At 68.2% G+C, this 20137-nt stretch carries 19 protein-coding genes; 7 read left to right on the forward strand and 12 right to left on the reverse strand.

The window, feature by feature from the left end:
* Positions 1-8 precede the first annotated feature (8 nt).
* Entirely contained in the window at positions 9-1496 is a 1488-nt protein-coding gene (locus BME24068_RS22450) for an aldehyde dehydrogenase (RefSeq protein ID WP_174927407.1), read from the forward strand.
* A gap of 95 nt (positions 1497-1591) precedes the next feature.
* Here BME24068_RS22450 and BME24068_RS22455 read toward each other — a convergent pair whose 3' ends face one another.
* Together BME24068_RS22455 and BME24068_RS22460 are read right to left on the reverse strand one after the other, a co-directional pair.
* A complete protein-coding gene (locus tag BME24068_RS22455) occupies positions 1592-1999 on the reverse strand; it encodes a type II toxin-antitoxin system VapC family toxin (protein ID WP_174927408.1) in 408 nt (135 codons plus the stop codon).
* Positions 1996-2238, reverse strand: coding sequence for an antitoxin (locus BME24068_RS22460; protein WP_096499256.1), 243 nt, complete (start codon positions 2236-2238; stop codon positions 1996-1998). The genes BME24068_RS22455 and BME24068_RS22460 overlap by 4 nt, the downstream gene beginning before the upstream one ends.
* Positions 2239-2503: 265 nt before the next feature.
* On the opposite strand from BME24068_RS22460, the gene BME24068_RS22465 reads away from it, so the two are divergent.
* Complete coding sequence (locus BME24068_RS22465; RefSeq protein WP_096499258.1) at positions 2504-3193, forward strand: alpha/beta hydrolase; 690 nt, start codon at positions 2504-2506, stop codon at positions 3191-3193.
* 52 nt (positions 3194-3245) lie between these two features.
* Here BME24068_RS22465 and BME24068_RS22470 read toward each other — a convergent pair whose 3' ends face one another.
* Entirely contained in the window at positions 3246-4739 is a 1494-nt protein-coding gene (locus tag BME24068_RS22470; RefSeq protein ID WP_174927409.1) for an amino acid permease, read from the reverse strand.
* Between the two features lie 103 nt (positions 4740-4842).
* Positions 4843-6249 carry an aspartate ammonia-lyase gene (gene aspA / locus BME24068_RS22475; protein WP_174927410.1) on the reverse strand — a complete coding sequence of 469 codons (1407 nt, stop codon included), beginning with the start codon at positions 6247-6249 and terminating at the stop codon, positions 4843-4845.
* 154 nt (positions 6250-6403) lie between these two features.
* Between aspA and BME24068_RS22480 the strand changes: the two genes are divergently transcribed.
* Positions 6404-7378 carry a LysR family transcriptional regulator gene (locus tag BME24068_RS22480; RefSeq protein WP_174927411.1) on the forward strand — a complete coding sequence of 325 codons (975 nt, stop codon included), beginning with the start codon at positions 6404-6406 and terminating at the stop codon, positions 7376-7378.
* A gap of 129 nt (positions 7379-7507) precedes the next feature.
* On the opposite strand, the gene BME24068_RS22485 is transcribed toward BME24068_RS22480, so the two are convergent.
* The 5 genes from BME24068_RS22485 to BME24068_RS22505 form a co-directional block, all read right to left on the reverse strand.
* On the reverse strand, positions 7508-8572 hold the full coding sequence (locus BME24068_RS22485; protein WP_174927412.1) for an asparaginase: 1065 nt from the start codon (positions 8570-8572) through the stop codon (positions 7508-7510).
* Between the two features lie 152 nt (positions 8573-8724).
* Positions 8725-9048, reverse strand: a complete 324-nt coding sequence (locus tag BME24068_RS22490) for a hypothetical protein (RefSeq protein ID WP_174927413.1) — start codon at positions 9046-9048, stop codon at positions 8725-8727.
* Between the two features lie 149 nt (positions 9049-9197).
* A complete protein-coding gene (locus BME24068_RS22495) occupies positions 9198-10220 on the reverse strand; it encodes a DUF2891 domain-containing protein (protein WP_096499270.1) in 1023 nt (340 codons plus the stop codon).
* 10 nt (positions 10221-10230) lie between these two features.
* Positions 10231-11181: a DUF979 domain-containing protein gene (locus tag BME24068_RS22500; RefSeq protein ID WP_096499272.1), complete on the reverse strand. Its 951-nt coding sequence runs from the start codon at positions 11179-11181 to the stop codon at positions 10231-10233.
* Entirely contained in the window at positions 11178-11867 is a 690-nt protein-coding gene (locus BME24068_RS22505; RefSeq protein WP_174927414.1) for a DUF969 domain-containing protein, read from the reverse strand. The genes BME24068_RS22500 and BME24068_RS22505 overlap by 4 nt, the downstream gene beginning before the upstream one ends.
* Positions 11868-12182: 315 nt before the next feature.
* On the opposite strand from BME24068_RS22505, the gene BME24068_RS22510 reads away from it, so the two are divergent.
* The 3 genes from BME24068_RS22510 (at position 12183) to BME24068_RS22520 (ending at position 14971) form a co-directional block, all read left to right on the forward strand.
* Positions 12183-12407 (forward strand): hypothetical protein, encoded by a 225-nt coding sequence (locus BME24068_RS22510; RefSeq protein WP_011355611.1) that lies wholly within the window; start codon positions 12183-12185, stop codon positions 12405-12407.
* A gap of 404 nt (positions 12408-12811) precedes the next feature.
* Positions 12812-13816 carry a chemotaxis response regulator protein-glutamate methylesterase gene (cheB, locus tag BME24068_RS22515; protein WP_174927415.1) on the forward strand — a complete coding sequence of 335 codons (1005 nt, stop codon included), beginning with the start codon at positions 12812-12814 and terminating at the stop codon, positions 13814-13816.
* Between the two features lie 54 nt (positions 13817-13870).
* Positions 13871-14971 (forward strand): diguanylate cyclase domain-containing protein, encoded by a 1101-nt coding sequence (locus BME24068_RS22520; protein ID WP_174927416.1) that lies wholly within the window; start codon positions 13871-13873, stop codon positions 14969-14971.
* Positions 14972-15005: 34 nt separating this feature from the next.
* Here the strand turns inward: BME24068_RS22520 and BME24068_RS22525 are convergent, their stop codons facing one another.
* Together BME24068_RS22525 and BME24068_RS35310 are read right to left on the reverse strand one after the other, a co-directional pair.
* Complete coding sequence (locus BME24068_RS22525) at positions 15006-17258, reverse strand: putative bifunctional diguanylate cyclase/phosphodiesterase (RefSeq protein ID WP_096499280.1); 2253 nt, start codon at positions 17256-17258, stop codon at positions 15006-15008.
* Positions 17259-17504: 246 nt separating this feature from the next.
* Positions 17505-17639, reverse strand: coding sequence for a hypothetical protein (locus BME24068_RS35310; RefSeq protein ID WP_275404996.1), 135 nt, complete (start codon positions 17637-17639; stop codon positions 17505-17507).
* An 84-nt stretch (positions 17640-17723) separates the two neighbouring features.
* Here BME24068_RS35310 and BME24068_RS22530 point away from each other — a divergent pair, with 84 nt between their 5' ends.
* A complete protein-coding gene (locus tag BME24068_RS22530) occupies positions 17724-18659 on the forward strand; it encodes an AraC family transcriptional regulator (protein WP_174927417.1) in 936 nt (311 codons plus the stop codon).
* Here the strand turns inward: BME24068_RS22530 and BME24068_RS22535 are convergent.
* On the reverse strand, positions 18622-20136 hold the full coding sequence (locus tag BME24068_RS22535) for a hypothetical protein (protein WP_239007947.1): 1515 nt from the start codon (positions 20134-20136) through the stop codon (positions 18622-18624). The genes BME24068_RS22530 and BME24068_RS22535 overlap by 38 nt on opposite strands.
* Position 20137 lies beyond the last annotated feature (1 nt).

Consider the following 20137-nt stretch of genomic DNA (forward strand, 5'->3'; position numbering starts at 1 on the left):
GCCATACCATGCAGACGAACGACGCCTGGCGCACGCGCGCCGGCCAGCTCGACATCGATTCCCGCGCCTTCGTCGACGGCGCATTCCGCGACGCGCACGACGGCGCCACCTTCACGTGCACGAGCCCGATCGACGGCCGCGTGCTCGCGCAAGTCGCGCATTGCCGGCAGGCCGACGCCGATATCGCGGTCGCCGCCGCGCGGCGTGCATTCGAAACCGGCGCGTGGCGCGACGCGTCGCCGCGCGAACGCAAGCGCGTGCTGCTGCGCTGGGTCGCGCTGATCCGCGAGCACGCGGACGATCTCGCGCTGCTCGAAACGCTCGACACCGGCAAGCCGATCGGCGACACGACCACGATCGACATTCCGTCCACCGCGTACTGCGCCGAGTGGTTCGCCGAGGCGATCGACAAGACGGGCGGCGAAGTCGCGCCGGCCGATGCGCATCTCGTCGGGCTCGTCACGCGCGAGCCGATCGGCGTGGTCGCGGCCGTCGTGCCGTGGAATTTCCCCGCGATGATCGCGATGTGGAAATGCGCGCCCGCGCTCGCGGCCGGCAACAGCGTCGTGCTGAAGCCGTCGGAGAAATCGCCGCTCAGCGCGCTGCGGCTCGCCGCGCTGGCCGCGCAAGCCGGGCTGCCGGCCGGCGTGCTCAACGTGCTGCCCGGCTTCGGCGATGCGGGCGAAGCGCTCGCGCGGCATCCGGACGTCGACTGCATCGCATTCACGGGATCGACCGCGGTCGGCCACAAGGTCGCGCGCTGCGCGGCCGATTCGAACCTGAAGCGCGTGTGGCTCGAACTCGGCGGCAAGTCGCCGCAGATCGTGCTGCCCGACTGCCCCGACCTCGAACGCGCGGCGCGCACCGTCGCGCATGCGGTGTTCTACAACACCGGGCAGATGTGCACGGCAGGTTCGCGGTTGCTCGTGCATCGCGCGATCCGCGACGAACTCGTCGCGCGCGTGCTCGCGATCGCGCCCGAGTACGCGCCCGGCGATCCGCTGTCGCCCGACACGCGGATGGGCAGCCTGATCGATGCGGCGCAGGTCGAGCGCGTGCTCGGCTACGTCGACGCGGGCCGCGACGAAGCGACGCTGCTCGCCGGCGGCAGGCGCGCGCGCACGGAAAGCGGCGGCCAGTACGTCGAGCCGACCGTGTTCGACTGCCCGCGCGCCGAAGCGCGGATCGTGCGCGAGGAGATTTTCGGGCCGGTGCTGGCGGTGACGGCGTTCGACGATCTCGATACGGCCGTCGCGCTCGCGAACGACACGCGCTACGGGCTGGCTGCGTCGGTGTGGACGGCAAACTTGACGACCGCGCACGAAACCGCGCGCCGCCTGCGGGCCGGCACGGTGTGGGTGAACGGCTACGAGGAAACCGACGACATGAACTTCCCGTTCGGCGGCTTCAAGGAGTCGGGCAACGGGCGCGACAACTCGCTGCACGCGCTGGAGAAGTACACGGAGTTGAAGTCGACGGTGATCCGGTTGCGGTGAGGTCGGGGGCGGAATCCGCGAGCCTGGCAAGCCTGCAGCAAGCCGGCTTCAGCGTGGACGGAATGCGTTCCGGTCGGGACGGGATCGCGGGACGGTCAGTTTTCGCGCGGCCCTGCGAGCCAATCCTCGACCTCCAGCGCAGTGACCCCCTCGAATTCGCGCATGTTATGCGTAACGAGTACAAGTCTCCGCGCTCGCGCCTGCCCCGCGATCAACGCATCATATGGACCGATCGGTGTTCCTGCCGCAGTCAGTTGCGCACGAATTTCACCGGCATGTTGAGCATCTTCCGCGTCAAACGATACGACCTCGAACTGGAGCCCCGCGACGCGTGCGAGATTCGCTTCCACTCGCTGACTTTTGTACGCACCGTAATAGAGTTCATGCGCGACGATCGCGGGCATTCCGAAATCCGCGGGTTGATGCCTATGCAATCGGGCCAGCACGGCTGGGTCGCCTTTTAGAATGGCGATCACCGCATTGGTATCCAGCAGAAACTTCATTCGAAGACGTCCAGCCCCGGACGCTCCTGAGCGGCGGGTTCGGTCGTCGCAGCGGCCTCGAAATCTGCGTCGACCGGGCCGATCAACGGCGTCAGCCATGCCCAGTCTTGCGGCACGGGTTCGAGAATGACAGACGCGCCGTGCCGACGAATCCGTACCTCCGTCGTGTCGAAGCGGAAATCCTTCGGCAAACGGACGGCCTGCGATCCGCCATGCCTGAAAATCTTGGCAGTCTCCATCGCTACACTCCGTATATCTACAAAACGTATCTACTTTATCAACGATGGGCCGCCGTGACGAGTCATCCGGTTGGCATATTGACTGACGAAAACAGACACTGCGCGGCGGATTTTCTCGCGTCACGACACGAATAGCTGTCCCCGATATCCAGCACCCGGGCGCCGAATTCATTCCAGCCAGGAAACAATCAATCGCCATCCGGCGATTCACCTCCCCGCCCGCGCGCTCTAGACTGTCGGATCATCCCCCAACCGGACCCACGCAATGACCGACGTCCAGCCGCTGACCACCGACTCCGAATCCGGCCTCCAGTACCGGCTGCGCCCGGCCGCCGGCCGCCCCGCGGGCCGCCTGTTGCTGCTGCACGGCGTCGGCGGCAACGAAACCAACCTGCTGAACCTGGCCGGCACGATCGACCCGCGCATCGAAATCGCCTTCGTGCGCGGCCCGCTGACGTTCGGCCCGAACCAGCATGCGTGGTTTCCGGTGCGCTTCGGCCCGAACGGCCCGGAAATCGATGCGGCCCGCGCGGACGCGAGCCGCGTGCAGCTGATTACGCTGCTGCGCGCGTTGAGCGCCCGGGACGTCGAACCCAGCGCCCCCGCATTGCCCACCGTGATCGCCGGCTTCAGCCAGGGCGGCATCATGAGCGCGAGCGTCGGACTCACGTCACCGGCCGACGTGGCCGCGTTCGCCGTGCTGTGCGGCCGCATCCTGCCGGAAATCGATCCGCTGATCGCGCCGCGCGACGCATTGAGCCCGCTCCACGCGCTGGTGATGCACGGCCGCTTCGACGACAAGCTCCCTGTCGCATGGGCCGACACCGCCGACGCGAAGCTGACCGCGCTCGGCGTCGCGCACGACACGCGGCTGTACGACGCCGGCCATGAACTGACCGCGCAGATGGCGCGCGATTTCGGCCGCTGGGTCGACGCGCGTGCCGGGTTGAACTGAGCGCACCGGGCGGCCAGGCCGCCCGTGCATATCGTCAGACTCGTCAGACTCGTCAGACGTTGCGCACCGGATCGCCGATGGCCGGCGCCGCAGCGGCGGCCTCGCGCGCGGCGCCGCGCTTCGCCAGCTTCCAGCCGATCACCAGCGCGAGCACGACGACGGGAATCATCGCGATGGTCCACGTGCCGCCCGGATAATCGAACGCCATCAGCACCAGCACGCTGGCGAGGAAGCCGAGCGTGAGCCACGACGTGAACGGCGCGCCGGGCATCCGGAACGATACGGGGCTCAGCTCGCCGTGATTGACCGCGCGGCGGAACAGGATCTGGCACATCACGATGAAGCCCCAGGTCGAGATGATCCCGAGCGACGCCATGTTCAGCACGATCTCGAACGCCTGGGCCGGCACGATGTAGTTCAGCGGCACGCCGATCGCATTGATCGCGACCGTGACGAGGATCCCGCCGTACGGCACGCCGCGCGCATTCATCCGCGACACGAAGCGCGGCGCCGAGCCGCCCATCGCGAGCGAGCGCAGCACGCGCCCGGTCGAATAGAGGCCGGAGTTCAGGCTCGACAGCGCGGCGGTCAGCACCACGATGTTCATCACCGTGCCGACGTACGGCACGCCGAGCTTGCTGAAGAACGTGACGAACGGGCTTTCGTGCGCGCTGTACGCGGTCCACGGCAACAGCATCGTCAGCAGCACGACCGAGCCCACGTAGAACAGCGCGATACGCCACATCACGCTGTTGATCGCCTTCGGCAGCACCTTGCGCGCATCGGCGGTCTCGCCCGCCGCGACGCCGACGAGCTCGATGCTCGCATACGCGAACACCACGCCCTGCACGATCAGCACCGCCGGCAGGATCCCGTGCGGGAAAAGTCCGCCGTGCCCGGCGATCAAATGCAGCCCCGGCGCCTGGCCGGCAACCGGATGGCCGCTCGCGAGAAACACGGCGCCGACCGCGAGGAACAGCGCGAGCGTGCCGACCTTGACGATCGAGAACCAGAATTCCATCTCGCCGAACACCTTCACGCCGATCATGTTCATCACCGACACGATCCCCAGCGCGCCGAGCGCGAACACCCATTGCGGCACGTCGGTGAACACGGTCCAGTACTTCATGTAGATCGCGACCGCGGTGATGTCGACGATGCCGGTGGTCGCCCAGTTCAGGTAGTACATCCAGCCGGCGACGAACGACGCGCGCTCGCCCATGAACTCGCGTGCGTACGACACGAACGCGCCGCTGGTCGGCCGGTGCATCACCAGCTCGCCGAGCGCGCGCATGATCAGGAATGCGAACGCGCCGCACACGAGATACACGACCGCCAGCGCGGGCCCCGCGCTCTGCAGGCGGCCGCCCGCGCCGAGAAAGAGGCCGGTGCCGATCGCACCGCCCATCGCGATCATCTGCACGTGCCGCGGCTTCAGTTGCTTCGCATAGCCGGCTTCGTGCGACGCGAACATCGCGTCGCGGTCGGCATGACGGGGATTCGCGCCGCCGGCCGTCTCGGCCGGGCGCTCGCTGGCGTGCTTCATGGTGTGTCTCCGTTTCTTGATGTGGTGCGCCCATCGGCGGGGCGCAGCGGGAACGGCCGCGCGCGGCGCGCCGGCGGCTCGTGCCGGCGCCGCGCGGCCGGAATCAGTACGCGCGCGGGCGGATCAGCGCTTCGGGCTGCAGCGCCTCGTCGAGCTGCGCCTCGGTCATCAGCCGGTGCGCCAGCACGACTTCGCGGATCGACTTGCCGCTCTCGTGCGCCTCGGCGGCCACGGCGGTCGCGCGCTTGTAGCCGATGTACGGATTCAGCGCGGTCGCGAGCGCGACCGAACGCTCCATCGTTTCGCGCAGCCGCTCGGGGTTCGCGGTGATGCCGCTCACGCAGCGGTCCGTGAGGGTCGTGCAGGCGGCCGTCAGGTGGCTGAAGCTGCGGAACAGCGCGCTCGCGATCACCGGCTCGAATGCGTTGAGCTGAAGCTGGCCGGCTTCGGCCGCGAAGGTCACGGTCAGGTCGTTGCCGAACACCTCGAACGCGACCTGGTTCACGACTTCCGGAATCACCGGGTTCACCTTGCCCGGCATGATCGATGAGCCGGCCTGCACCGGCGGCAGGTTGATCTCGCCGAACCCCGCGCGCGGGCCGCTCGACAGCAGCCGCAAGTCGTTGCAGATCTTCGACAGCTTCACCGCGATCCGCTTCAGCACGCCCGAGATCTGCACGAACGCGCCGCAATCCTGCGTCGCCTCGATCAGGTTCGGCGCGGTGCTGAGATCCAGGCCGGTGATGCGGCGCAGCGCGGCCAGCGCCTTCTCCGCGTATTGCGGGTGCGCGGTGATGCCGGTGCCGATCGCGGTCGCGCCGAGATTGATCTCGCGCATCAGCCAGCCGGCTTCCTGCAGGCGCGCGATGTCTTCCGTCACCATCACCGCGTAGGTCGAGAACTCCTGGCCGAGCGTCATCGGCACCGCGTCCTGCAGCTGCGTGCGGCCGAGCTTCAGCAGCCCCGAAAAGGCGTCGGCCTTCTCCGCGAACGCATCGCGCAGGCGCGCCATCGCCTCGAGCAGGTGCTCGACGGCGAAGCACGTGGCGACCCGGATCGCGGTCGGATACACGTCGTTGGTGCTCTGCGCGAGATTGACGTGCTCGTTGGGATGCAGGTATTCGTACTGCCCGCGCGCGTGGCCCATGATTTCGAGCGCGCGGTTGCAGATCACCTCGTTCGCGTTCATGTTGGTCGACGTGCCGGCCCCGCCCTGGATGATGTCGACCACGAACTGGTCGTGCAGCCGGCCTTCGCGGATCTCGACGCACGCGGCGGCGATCGCGTCGCGATACGCGCCCGGCAGCAGCCCGAGCTCGCAGTTCGCATCGGCCGCGGCTTCCTTCACGGCGGCGAGCGCCATCACGAGGTACGGCAGCGACGCGATCGTGCGCCCCGAAATATCGAAGTTCTCTTTCGCGCGCAACGTATGGACGCCGTAGTACGCGTGATCCGGAATGCTTCGCTTACCTAAAAGATCCGCTTCGACGCGGAAGCCTTGTTCCGTCATGGTCCCCTCCTCAAATGTCCCGTGCCGACGCGGCAAACACGCTGCGCTCACCGCATCCCGATACGACGGGATCGCATTCTATGCCTTTGCATAAAGAAGCTCGCTTCTGTATTATCGAAAGCGGTTTTGCGTGGGACGCAACAGCGAGAATCGAATGAAAACACCAGCGAGAGACACCGGCGTCGATCATCTCGGCGCCATGCGCACCTTCGTGCGCGTCGTCGACATGGGGAGCTTTTCCGCGGTCGCGAAAGAGATGCACGTGTCGACGTCCACCGTCGCACGCAAGATCACCGCGATCGAGGAAGCGCTGGGCGTCGCGCTGCTGCATCGCTCGACGCATAGCGTGACGCTGACCGAGGCCGGCCACATCTACCTCGAACGCGCGGTCACGCTGATCGCGGATCTCGACGACACGCTGCGCGTCGTCGCCGAGCTCAATGCGCGCCCGAGCGGGCCGCTCAAGCTCACCGCGCCGGTCGCGTTCGGTCGCCGTCATCTCGCGCCGCTCGTCGCACCGTTTCTCGAGCGCTACCCGACGATCCAGCTCGACGTGCGGCTCACCGACAACCACAACGATCTCGTCGCCGGCGGGTTCGATCTCGACATCCACGAGGGCGAGAACTATCTGGACAACCTGGTCGTGCATCGGCTGTCGCGCAACGACAGCATCCTGTGCGCGACGCCCGGCTATCTCGAGCGCCACGGGCGGCCCGCGACGCCGGACGACCTGACGCATCACAACTGCCTGCGCTACGTGCATCCCGAAGGCGATCCGCGCTGGGAACTGGTGAGCGACGCCGCGCGGCACAGCGTGCTGCCGGCCGGCAACCTCGTCACCGACCATTCGGAGCTGCTGCTCGAGGCGACCTGTGCGGGGCTCGGCATCGCCGAGTTCGAGATCTGGCTGGTGCGCGACCTGCTCGCGAGCGGCCGGCTCGAACCCGTGCTGCCGCGCTATCGGCTGCAGAACAAGCTGACCGGCGAGTACATCTACATCGCGTATCTGGCGAACCGGCGCAGCTCGGCGAAGCTGCGCGTGCTGAAGGACTTTCTCGCGGAACAGCTCGCGGACATCGGTGCGCTATCGGACGCATTGCTGATGAAGATTCGCGACGCGCGCGCGTAGTGCGCCGCGCTTGCGGTCGCCGCCGCGCTTGCCTGCGCGGCGGGACAGGCGGCACTCGCACGCCGACGCGCACCGACGCACGCCGCGCGCGCGACGCGCCGCGGCCGTGCATCGGCACGCTCACGCCATTCAGGCCGCCTGCAATTCGAACGGGAACGTTGCGTGCCCGATCTCGACGCCCTGCGTATTGAGCATGCGCGGGCGATGGAACGCGGCCAGCCGCGCGCGCTGCGCCGCCGTGCCGATCTGCAGCCGTTCGAGCAGCTCGCTCACGACCATGTACAGCACGTCGATGTTGCCGTCGCCGATCTTCACCGAGATGCCGAGCGCGCCGTGCGCACCGAGCTGCCGCGTGCGTTCCGACGCGCGCACGCCGATCCCGTAGCAGCCGTCCGCACCGAGCTTGCCGACCACCTGCCCGTCGAATGCCCCCATCAGCACCGTGCAGTAGCGCCCTTCTCCGGCGACCAGCTCCGGATGCGCGGTCATCGCATGATGGATGCGCGCCAGCGCGCGCACGCGGTCGGTCGCCGCATCGCCGCCCGCTTCCACCGTATCCGCGCCGTCGGCCAGCGACGCGTAAAGGCGCGCGAGCCGATCGAGCGAGAAAGCCGGCGTCGGCAGGTTGCATCCGTCGATCGCCCAGTCGACTTCGTCGTCGCGCAGCCCGCACGCATCGGCCACCACGTGCTTCACGCGCACCTGCATCGGATGCTCCGGCAGATGGTAGTCGGCGATCGCCGCGCCGATCGCGCGCGCGCCGGCCAGCATCCCGACGTGCTTGCCCGAACAGTTGCTGCACACGCCGGTCGGCATGTAATCGCGCTTGATCCACGACCGGTACACCGCGTCGGACAACGGCGCATGGCCGCCGCACCGCAAATCCGACTCCTGCGCGTCGACCTTCGCCAGCATCGCCCGCGTGCGCGCGATGTGCCGCTCCTCGCTGCTGTGCGACGCGCACATCAGCGCGATGTCCGCGTCGTCGAAACCGAACTGCTCCGGCGCGCCCGTCTCGATCACCGACAGGGCCTGCGCCGGCTTCGCCGCTGAACGCGCGAGCGTCGTCCGGAACGGATCGCCGAACCGGAACAGCAGCCTGCCGCTGGCATCCACCACCGCCACATCGGCAACGTGAGTGTTTTCGATCGCATTGCCGCGGTGCGTCACGACCGCTGCGCGTTGGGTGTCCATCTGTCCTGTCTCCTTCGTCCGGGCCTGTTCGCCGGGGCCCGTGCAACCGGTACGGCAGTGTATCGACTCGCCGGTGCGCCGCGCCGGTCGGTCGATGGAAAGCCGTGTTGCGCCGGATGCAAAACCACCGCCCCGGGCAATCACGCCCGGGCTCACGCGAGGTGGTAACGCAGCCAGAAAGTCTCGCGGCACGCGTTGTCGAACGTGAGCCGCGTCGGGCTGATCGGCTGCGCGTCGGGATGGCGAATCACGTCGTAGTCGATCCAGCATTCGGCGCACAGCAGGTCGGACGGTGCGCGGTCCTGCTCGACCGCGCGGCGCACGATCGCGCCGTTGTCGAAGCGGTATTCGGTTTCGTCGCGCGTGACCTCGACGTCGTCGTCGGTCCAGCGGTCGTGCGACGTGGCATGCGACACGATCGACACCGGGCCGGCAAGCCCGTGGATCGCAGCGACGTAGGCAATCAACTTGTCCATGGCGAAGCGGAGAACTGGCGGATGGCCGCTGCGCGCAACGCACGATGCGCGCAGCGGCCCGAGCGGCGAGTATAGCCGCGCCCGGATGACCTTGCCGCCGGCAAGGGCTTCATCCGGGCTTCGCGCGGGTTGCGCTCAGGTTTCGCGCGTCATGCCTCCACCGCCAGCAACGCGAACGTCGCGAGCCAGTGCTCGCCCATGTAGTCGCCGGCTACGTGCGCGAGCGCGCTCGCCAGATGCCGGCCGGCCGCATCGAGCAGCTTCGCGCGCCGCGCATCGCCTTCGGGCAACGCACCGGCGAGCGAGCGCTGGCACCACGCGCGGCTCAGGTTCAATCCGTCCAGGTGCGCGATCTTGCCGTCGCTGCGGTCGCTGACCGTCGCCGGCACGAACAGCGTCGCCGGCTCGCCGCGTGCGAGATCCGGCAGGAAGCGCGCGAACCAGCCGTCGAATTCGCCGGCCGGCAGCACGCGCCGCATCAGTTCCGCCTCCATCAGCGCGGGCGACAGGAACTCGTCGCCCGACGGCTCCCACGCCTGGCACGCGACGTCGTTCGAATGCCAGCGTTTCGCGGTATCGACGATCAGCGCCGCGAGCCCGTCGCGCTGCGTCTCGCGCGCGAAATCGAGCGCGAGCGCCAGCGCGAACGCGGTGTTGAAGTGCGTGCCGACGCGCAGCGGATACGTCGCTTTCGGCAGGAAGGCCTCGAAGCGCGACACGAACAGGTCGGTGAGCGGCGCCATCGTCCTCGCCCAGCGCGCGGCCTGCGGCACGACGCCCTTCAGCGCGAGCCGCTCCAGTTGCGCGGACAGCGCCAGCAGCCACGCCCAGCCGTAAGGCCGCTCGAAGCCGCTGTTGTGCGGCAGCGCGAGATACGCGCGTTCGCCGGCGACGTTCGCGTCGGTGAAATGCGCGTCGACGGTGGCGATGATCCGCTCGGCCTCCGGCAGCGCCGGATAGCGTTCGAGCACGCGCAGCACGAGCCAGTAGCCGTGCACGCACGAATGCCAGTCGTAGCTGCCGTAGAAGATCGGATGCAGCGCGCGCGGCCCCTGCACGTCGTGCGGGCCTTCGAGTGAATGCGTGAGCTTGTTCGGATATTCGCGGGTCAGGTGCGCGAGCGCGAGCGACGCGAATTTCGAGGCGAGTTCGGGGGTGAGTCGGTCGGTCATTGGCATCTCGTCAGAAGCGGAATACGAAGGCATACATCAGCAGCGTGTTGACGGCCAGCAGCAGCACGGCGGTCGGCCACTGCGCCTTGATCACGCCGTTCTTGTCCTTCAGTTCGAGCAGCGCGGCGGGCACGATGTTGAAGTTCGCGGCCATCGGCGTCATCAGCGTACCGCAGAAGCCGCTCAGCATCCCGATCGCGCCGAGGATCGCCGGGTTGCCGTGGAACTGGTGGACGATCAGCGGCAGGCCGATGCCGGCCGTCATCACGGGAAACGCGGCGAAGCCGTTGCCCATGATCATCGTGAACAGCGCCATGCCGACCGTGTACGCGGCGACGACCGCGAACGGCGAATCGATCGGCACCCAGTCCTTCACGAGCCCCGACACCACGCCGCCGACACCCGCGACCGCGAACAGCGCGCCGAGCGCCGCGAGCATCTGCGGCAGGATCGCGGCCCAGCCGACCGCGTCCATCGTGTGACGCGCCTCCTTCAGCGCATGAACCGGCGAATCGCGCAGCATCGCGAGCGCGACGGCGAATGCGACGAGCGTGCCGAGCACGAGCGAGATCAGCGTCACGCTCTTCGGATCGACGAACGGCACCCACTTCAGCGCGAACGTGCCGATCAGCGTGACGACGGGAATCAGCAGCGCGGGCAGGAACAGCGTGTTGCCGAAGCGCAGCGCCTTCGCGTCGCGCCGCGCGGCCGCGGCCTCGCCGGCTTCGTCGGACTTGCCGCGCCCGAGCTTGCCCGAGCCCGCGATCACCGCGAGCGCGATCGCGAGACAGCCCGTCACGAAGTGCGGCAGCAGCGCGCCGAACAGGAACGTGAGCGCGTAGATCGCCCAGAACGCGAAATTGACGACGCGGCGCGGATTCGTGCGGTCCATCAGGTTGAAGCACGCGAACGCGGCGAACATCAGCCCGGCGAGCGTATACAGCGGTTCGAGGCCGATCATCGCGCGCCCTCCCGCCCGACCATGCCGAAGCCGCGCGCGAGCCGCCGGTCGAGCAGCGCGAGACGCGTACAGTGGATCAGCAGCGCGGCGACCGCGGTCGGGATCGCCCAGACCGACAGATGCAGCGGCTCGATGACGATCCCGTTCTGCTCGAGAAAGCCCTTGATCAGCAGGATCGACTGGATCGCGATGAAGATGTCCTCGCCGAAGAACACGGCGACGTTGTCGACGCCCGACGCATGCGCGCGGATCTGCTGGCGCACCGACTCGGGCAGATCGCCATGCCGGCTGACGGCGGCGGCTTCGGCCATCGGCGCGATCAGCGGACGCACCATCTGCGCGTGTCCGCCGAGCGACGTGAGGCCGAGCGCGGCGGTCAGCTGACGCAGCACGAAATACAGCATCAGCACGCGGCCGGTGGTCGCCGCCTGCACGCGCGAGATCATCCGCTTGGCCTGCTCCTTGAGCCCGTTGCGCTCGAGCAGCGCGATCACCGGCAGCGTCAGCCAGATGAGCCCCATGTAGCGGTTGTCGGTAAACGCCTTGCCGAACGCGCTGACGATGTCGACGAGATTCATCCCGCCCGCCAGCCCCGTCGCGAGCCCCGCGATCGTGACCACCAGCAGCGCGTTGAAGCGCAGCGCGAAACCGATCACGACGATCGGCACCCCAATCAGCACCAGCATTGTCCCTCCTTGTGTCGAATGCGCGGCGCCGTGACGGGCGCCCCCTGCCCGGTTTCGACCGGATTCAGGCCGCAAAATCTAACACGAGACTTTATCGATAAAAAGTCGACAATTTGATGTTTCGGGTAAACGTTGAACCTGACGCGGCATTGCACGCGCCGCATGCCGGATAGCGGTTTCGTCGGAACAATCCCGATGCGCGTGACGGACGCCGCTTCCTCGCCGCTTCGTCGTTGCTCCCGCCCTGCCGCCCGTGGCGAAGCGCGGGTACGCCGACTAAACTGGAAAGCATCGGCAACGTACGGGAGAGCCGCCATGATTGACGTATTCCAGACCATCGGCAGCCGCGCATTCTCCGCGCATCTGGCGAAGGACGGCATGGTCACGCTGATGGAGCAGCGCCATGAAGTCGACCGCGTGACGCTCGCCACCGCGTACGCCGCGCTCGTCGAGGAATCCGAGCAGGAAACCGATCTGCTCGATGCGACCGTCGAAGGGATGATGCGCGCGCTGATCCAGGGGTACGCGCGCAGCCATTGAACGGCTGACCGTGTGCATTGCGCGGTTCGCGGCGCGCTGGCTGTGCGGCCGGGTCGCCCGCGCATGCGTGCGTGCGCGGCCTGCATCGCCGCAGCGTGAAGATCACCACTGGAACTTTCAACGATGGCCCGCTTCCGCACCGCCGCATGACCTTACACATGGCTGTCTGCCCGCGTGGACGGCACCCGAAGTGCGGCGTCGATAGAGGAAAGGGTCGGAATCGACGCAATGCGCAATTTTTTCGATTGCCGCCGCTCGCGGCGCATGACAGCATGCGGGCGTCGCCAACCGAAAAGAATTCCGTGCCGTCCGTCCGCCGATGCTGCCACCGGTGCCGGACCGGCACCGCCTTCCATGAACCCGGCCCACCTCCAACACTACGAACCGACCGGAGTATCCCGCTTGTGAACATCGGCATCGTCAACGACCTCCCGCTTGCCGTCGAGGCGATGCGCCGCGCGATCGCGCGACGTCCCGAGCACCGCGTGCTGTGGGTCGCGACCGACGGCGCGCAGGCCGTCGAACTGTGTGCCCTGCAGCCGCCCGACGTCGTGCTGATGGACCTGATCATGCCGAAGTGCGACGGGATCGAGGCGACGCGGCGGATCATGCGCTCCGGGCGCCCGTGCGCGATCCTGATCGTGACGAACTGCATCGGCGCGAACGCGTGGCGCGTGTTCGAAGCGATGGGCGCCGGCGCGCTCGACGCGGTCGACACGCCGCGCCTCGGCGAAGGCGAAGCCGGCGACACCACCCGGCTGCTGCTCGCGAAGATCGACCAGATCGGCCGCCTGCTCGATGCGCCCGGCGGCGTGCGCGCAACCGGCACGACCGCACGCGCGGACGGCGGCCCGCTGATCGCGATCGGCGCATCCGCCGGCGGGCCCGGCGCGCTCGCTTCGATCCTCGGCAGCCTGCCGGCCGACTTCCGCGCGCCGATCGTGATCGTGCAGCACGTCGATCGCGCCTTCGCCGAAGGCATGGCGCAATGGCTCGACGGCCAGACGCAGCTGACGGTGCGCGTCGCGCGCGAAGGCGACCGCCCGCAGCCGGGCGTCGCGCTGCTCGCCGCGACCGACGATCATCTGCGCATCACGCGCGCCGGCACGCTCGAATACACGCGCGAGCCGGCCGCCACGCCATATCGGCCGTCGGTCGACGTGTTCTTCAACAGCCTGACCGAACACTGGCCGGGCCGCGTGATCGGCGTGCTGCTGACGGGCATGGGGCGCGACGGCGCGATCGGCCTGAAGGCGCTGCGGATGAAGGGCTATCACACGATCGCGCAGGACGAGGCGACGAGCGCCGTATACGGCATGCCGAAGGCGGCCGCCACACTGGGCGCGGCGCGCGCGATCCTGCCGCTCGAACGCATCGCGGGCGAGCTGACTGCACTCGCGCGGATCTGAACCGATGACGCCCCGCCTCCTCCACCGCAGCCGCTGCGCAACGCGGCCCCGGTCATGACCCGCGACCCGACCCGCCCGCCGGGCGACCCGCATGCGGCAGCCGACGCCGCGCACGCACGCCATGCGCCGGCCGCCGACGTCCCGGCGATGGTCCTGCTCGTCGACGACCAGACGATCGTCGCGGAAGCCGTGCGGCGCGCGCTCGTCGACGAGGACAGCATCGACTTCCACTACTGCCCGCGCTCGGACGACGCGATGGCCACCGCGATCGAGACGCGGCCGACCGTGATCCTGCAGGATCTCGTGATGCCGGGCACCGACGGGTTGAGCCTCGTGAGGGCGTACCGCGCGAATCCGGCGACGCGCGACGTGCCGATCATCGTGCTGTCGACGCAGGAAGAGCCGGTGATCAAGAGCGCCGCGTTCGCGGCCGGCGCGAACGACTACCTCGTGAAGCTGCCCGACCGCATCGAGCTCGTCGCGCGGATCCGCTACCACTCGCGCTCGTACATCAACCTGCTGCAACGCGACGAGGCCTATCGCGCGCTGCGGCAATCGCAGCAGCAACTGCTCGAAGCCAATCTCGAACTGCGGCGGCTCACGCATTCGGACGGGCTGACCGGGCTGTCGAACCGGCGCTACCTCGACGAATACCTGGCCGCCGAATGGCGACGCGTCGCGCAGGAGCGCGGCGAGCTGTCGCTGCTGATGATCGACGTCGACAATTTCAAGCTGTACAACGACACGTACGGACACGTATCGGGCGACAGCGTGCTCAAGCAGGTCGCGGCCACCATCGAGCGCTGTCTCGGGCAGTCCGGCGATCTGGCCGCGCGCTTCGGCGGCGAGGAATTCGCGGTCGTGATGCCGTCGACGTCGCCGGGCGCCGCGCGGCTGCTCGGCGAGAAGATCCGCCTCGCGGTCCAGGCGCTGCGGCTCGAGCACGTGCATTCGTCGACGGGCCGCTACGTGACGATCAGCATCGGCGGCGCGACCGTCGTGCCGGCGCCCGACGTGCCGACGACGTCGCTGATCGAAGCGGCCGATCGCGCGCTGTATCGCGCGAAACACGACGGCAAGAACCGCGTGGCGGTCGATGCGACGCCGGCGCCCCCTTTCCCGCCCTTCCCGCCGGGCACCGGCGGTTTCGTCTGAACGCCGGCGCGGCCCGCGCGACCTAAGCGGCGACCTAAGCGGCGGCCGCGAGCCGGCGCGCGTAGTCGGTCGGGTCGAGCGGCCGGCTGAACAGGTAGCCCTGCTGCATGTCGCAGCCGATCTGCTGCAGGAACCACGACTGCGCTTCGGTCTCCACGCCTTCCGCGGTGACCTTCATCCCGAGCGAGTGCGCCATCGCGACCACCGCCTGCGTGATCGCGACGGAATCGCGATGATCGGGCACGCCCGACACGAACGAGCGGTCGACCTTCAGGTTGTGCAGCGGAAAGCGCTTCAGGTATGCGAGCGACGAATAGCCGGTGCCGAAGTCGTCGACCGAGATCCGCACGTTCATGTCGGTGAGCGCCTCGAGCATCGGCAGCACGGTATCCGTGTCGTTCATCAATACGCCTTCGGTAATCTCGAGTTCGAGCGCGCCCGGGTCGAGCTGCGTCTGCGCGAGGCAGCGGTCGACCGACTCGACGAGCCCTTCGTGGAATTGCCGAGGCGACAGGTTGACCGCCAGCATCAGGTCCGGCGCGATCGTGCGGCGCCATTCGGCGGCCTGCCGGCACGCGGTTTCGAGCACCCACTGGCCGATCGCGACGATGAGCCCGGTATCTTCCGCGACCGGGATGAACTCCGCCGGCGACATCGGCCCGAGTTCCGGGCTCGTCCAGCGCAGCAGCGCTTCGGCGCCGACCGTGCGGCCGCTGCGCGCGTCGACGACCGGCTGGTAGGCGAGCCGCAGCGTGTCCGACGCGAGCGCGCGCCGCAGCGACTGCTCGATCGCGAAGCGGCGCTGCAGGCGCAGGTTCAGCTGCGCGGTGAAGAACGTGAAATGGTTGCGGCCGCGCTGCTTCGCGTCGTACATCGCCGAGTCGGCGTTGCGCATCAGCGTGACGGCGTCGTCGCCGTCGCGCGGCGCGACGCTGATCCCGATCGACACGCCGAGCCAGTACTCGTTGTTCGCGATCGCGAACGGCTTCGCGATCGTATCGATCACCTCGCGCGCGAGCACGGCGAGCCCGTCCGGATCGTCGCAGTCGTCGACCAGGATCACGAACTCGTCGCCGCCGACGCGCGTGAGCGAATACCGGCCGCCCGCGCATGCCGCGAGCCGCGCGGCGACGCTGCGCAGCAGCGCGTCGCCCGCGTCGTGGCCGGCCGTGTCGTTGACCTTCTTGAAACCGACCAGATCGATGAACAGGATCGCGACCCGCGCGGGCCCGGCCGCGGCGTCGCGCTTGCCGAACAATTCGCGCATCCGGTCGGACAGCCAGCGCCGGTTGTACAGGCCCGTCAGCGCATCGCGCGTCGCCATGTAGCGCAACTGCTGCTGCGCTTCGCGCACGGGGCCGATGTCGTGGAACGACACGAGCACCGATTCGGGCTGCGTCTCGCCCGGCTTCACGATCGGCACCGCGTTGCCGCGCACCCAGATGACGTCGCCGTCCGCGAGACCGAAGCCGACCGTGTAGTCGAGCAGCGGCGCGGCCGTCGCCAACACGCGCCGGCTCGGCCAGTCGTCGGGCGGGATCGGCGTGCCGTCCTCGCGCAGCTTGTACAGGATCACCGTCGACAGCCGCCGGCCGACGAGGTCGCCCTGCGTGCGCATCATCCGGTTCGCGCTCGGATTGCTCGCGACCACCATGCCGTTGCGCGACACGACGAGAATGCCTTCGCTCAGGCTGTTGACGACCAGACGGTGATGTTCCTCGCTCAGTGCGAGCTGCCGCGCGATCCGGTCCTGATGCACGGCGAGGCCGACGCTGTTGCCGATGTCGCGCAGCAGGTCGGTTTCCTCGTCGCTGGGCCGGCGCGGCGTGCGGTAATAGACGGCGAACGCGCCGAGCACGCTGCCGGCTTCGTCCTCGAACGGCACCGACCAGCACGCGCGCAGCCCGAGCGGCAACGCGAACGAGCGGTAGTCGGCCCACAGCGGATCGGTTTCGATGTCTTCGACGGCGACCATCCGGCGCCGGTACATCGCCGTGCCGCACGAGCCCGCGGCGGGGCCGATCGGCGCGCCGTCGATCGCGGTGCTGTACTGGGCAGGCAAGGACGGCGCGGCACCCACCCGCACGTGCGCGCCGTCCGGGTCGAGCAGCAGGATCGTGCAGGACGCGCCATCGCCGAGCAACGCCTCGGCGCGCCGGCAGACCTCGACGAGCAACTCCGGCAGCGGGGTATTGCGCGTGATCAGTCTCAGCACGCTCTGCTCGGACGCGAGGACTTCCGCGGCGAGCCCCAGGCTGTAGCGAGAACTTTGCGGTTCGGTATTCAAGATGAATCCTGCCGTCAATCCGACCGGGTCTGTTGCGCCCGATTCGTTAGAAATCCTTCGTGCCGTGTGCCGCTCCGGGTTTACGCCGAGTCCCGGTGCACCCCCGATCGCGCGCCCAGCTGATGCGCGAACGTACATTTAACACCAATCCGTGCGCACCGGCGCATCCGCGCGCATCAGGGCTTACGCGCGGTCACGGCCGCGCGCGCCAGACCCCGATTCGTCCGATGTTTGTGTCGCACTGCGTCATTCGGCGTCGCCGGATGGCGCACGCGTCACCACCTTCAGCGCGTCGATCGCGGCCGCCACCGACGCGCTCGCCGGCGCCGCGTACAGCGCGCCGACCGCCTCAGGCAGGTAAGCATCGAGTAAGCATGACACCCTACAGTGCTCTGATTCTCCAAAGCGGATCATCGCGGCGAGCACTCGCTTCGCCCGTGTCCGGGCAACATCAAGGGAACAGGCATGCCGATCCGGCCAGCGTTGCGCTATGTATGTGCGAAACACCCCGACGGACGCCAGTCGAGCTGGCATCCGCCCGCGGGCTGGAAAAGGCAGCTTGCGACGCCGTCGCGCGGCGTCGTCGCGATCGATCACTACATCGCGAACGCATCGGAGCTGATCGATCTCGAGACGACGGAGCCGGTCTTCACGCTGCACTTGCGCTCGCCGTCGGGGCTCGAGATGCGCATGGACGGCAACGGATGGGCCGCGCACGTGATGCGCACGCCGTTGACTTACGTGCCGCCCGGCTTCGCGTGTTCCAGCCGGTGGTCGAACGACATCGAGTGGCTCGCGGTCCACTTCGACGTGTCCTGGCTGTCCCGCTCCGGCCTGCTCGCCAGCACGCCGTCCGTCCCGGCCGTGCCCCGCTTCGACGTGAGCGACGACCTGCTCGTGCAGATCATCAGGAGCATCCATGAAGATGCGGTCGCGGGGATGCCCTCGGGGCCGACCTACGTCGAAACCCTGGGTGCGGCCGCGCTCGGCCGCATGTCATATCTGGAGTCGACGCGCAAGGTCCGGGAGTACACGCATGCGCAGGGCATGCGACGGGCCGTCGAGTACATCCGCGCCAATTTCCGCGATCCGCTGACGCTCGTGACGCTCGCCGACGCGGTCGACTATCCCGGCGACCTGTATTCGTTCATCCGGAACTTCAAGAAAGCCAACGGGCTGACGCCGCATCAGTACATCGTCGAGACCCGGCTGCAAGCAGCCCGCGACCTGATCGAACGCGGCCGCTGCGATGTGACCGAGGCCGCGCTCGCATGCGGTTTTTCGACCACGAGCCACTTCTCGGCAACGTTCCGCAAACGGTGGGGATTCTCGCCGTCCGGGCTCAAGCCGCGTGCCGCGAATGTCACGCGAGCGGCAGCGACAGGATCCACAGGCCGCTGATCGTCAGCGCGATCGTCAGCACCAGCAACGGCAACTGGTTGAGTACCACCGTCCCCGCCAGCACGCGATGACGGACGGCGATCGCGTGCGTGACGTACACGCTCAGCACATGGCCGGCGAGAATCAGCAGGACCTGCGCATGCCAGACGTAGCCGACGTTGACGAGGAGCGGTGTCGGCGAGTATTGCGCGGGCCCGATCGACAGCAGGTTCCAGCCGATGCCGAGCGGATCGGACAGCAGTGAAACGATCTGCCGCCCCTGGTCGATGAACAGCGTGAAGTAATGGCATACGTTGTAGAACAGCGCGATCGGCAACAGCAGCAGGCAGAATTGCCGTGCAAACGCCTGTCCATCCAGCGCCGAACGCGCTCCCGCCGCACCGAGTGCGCAGAAGCCCCGAAACAGGCCATGGTAGGCCAGCCCGACTGCGGCAAAGGTGGCCCACTGCCCGGCTAACACGAGTTCTCCCGCGATCGCGTAGTCGTTCTTCAGCGCCGGGAACGCCGCGACGATCAGCGGATAGACGCCGCGCCAGAAGAAGGTGTTCCAGACCGCCGTATCGCGCAAGCCGTCGTAGGCCGTCGACGAGAGCATGAACGACAGGAAGATCACGATGCTGGTGTCGAACGGCGGCTCCGATGCCATGCCGGCGACCGGATTCCTCAGCCTGATGTCGATTTCGCGCGCCGACACGCGGCGCCATTCGAATGGCGAAAGCCGTGCGCACAATCCGCACAGAATGCCGAACGCGTCGAAATGCCTGAGCCACACGTCGCGGCCGAAGCACAACGAACCGGCCAGCGCATAGATGGCGTAGCCTGCAAGAAACAGGCCTGCGTCTCGCGGCCTTGCCGCGCCGAACAGTTCCAGCGCGATGAGGGCGACATACGCGAGCAGCGCGGGATACGATGCCAGGCCCCGGGGATACCGATACCGGCCCCTGTCGATTCCCGGGACGCAGCGCGCCGCGATCCGCAGCATCGACGCAAACGGATTCGTGAACGCATAGAGGTCGCCGAACACCGCGCCGACATAGATCGATCCCAGATAAAACCACAGCCAGAATCCCGACATGCCGAGGTTGACGAACGGATTCTGGGCGCCGGCGAGACCCGAGACGATCAGCAGGACGACGAAACCGATGCTGGCGGCCTGCCCCGCCGTGAGCGCCGCGGCCGGGATCCGCCACGCCCGCCGCCATCGGATCGCCGGCGTTCGCGGGCCCGAAACGCGCGCGCCCGATGCGAACGCCAGGATCATGAAGGACACCACGAGCGTGCCGGTGGCCGCGTACGCATAGAGCCACAACGGCACCGGCAGGTAGTACGGAATATTCCACGCATGCGCATCGGCGCATGTCGGCGCACCGGCGAGGAGCGCAGCCGCCCCCGGGGCCAGCCACGCATTGCCGCGCGGTACCCGGCGGTTGAGCGTGTCGGTCGCGCCGCGCGCACCGCGTTCGAAGTCGTCGTGCATA

Origin of the sequence: Burkholderia anthina (assembly GCF_902498995.1) — a bacterium.
GTDB lineage: Bacteria > Pseudomonadota > Gammaproteobacteria > Burkholderiales > Burkholderiaceae > Burkholderia > Burkholderia anthina.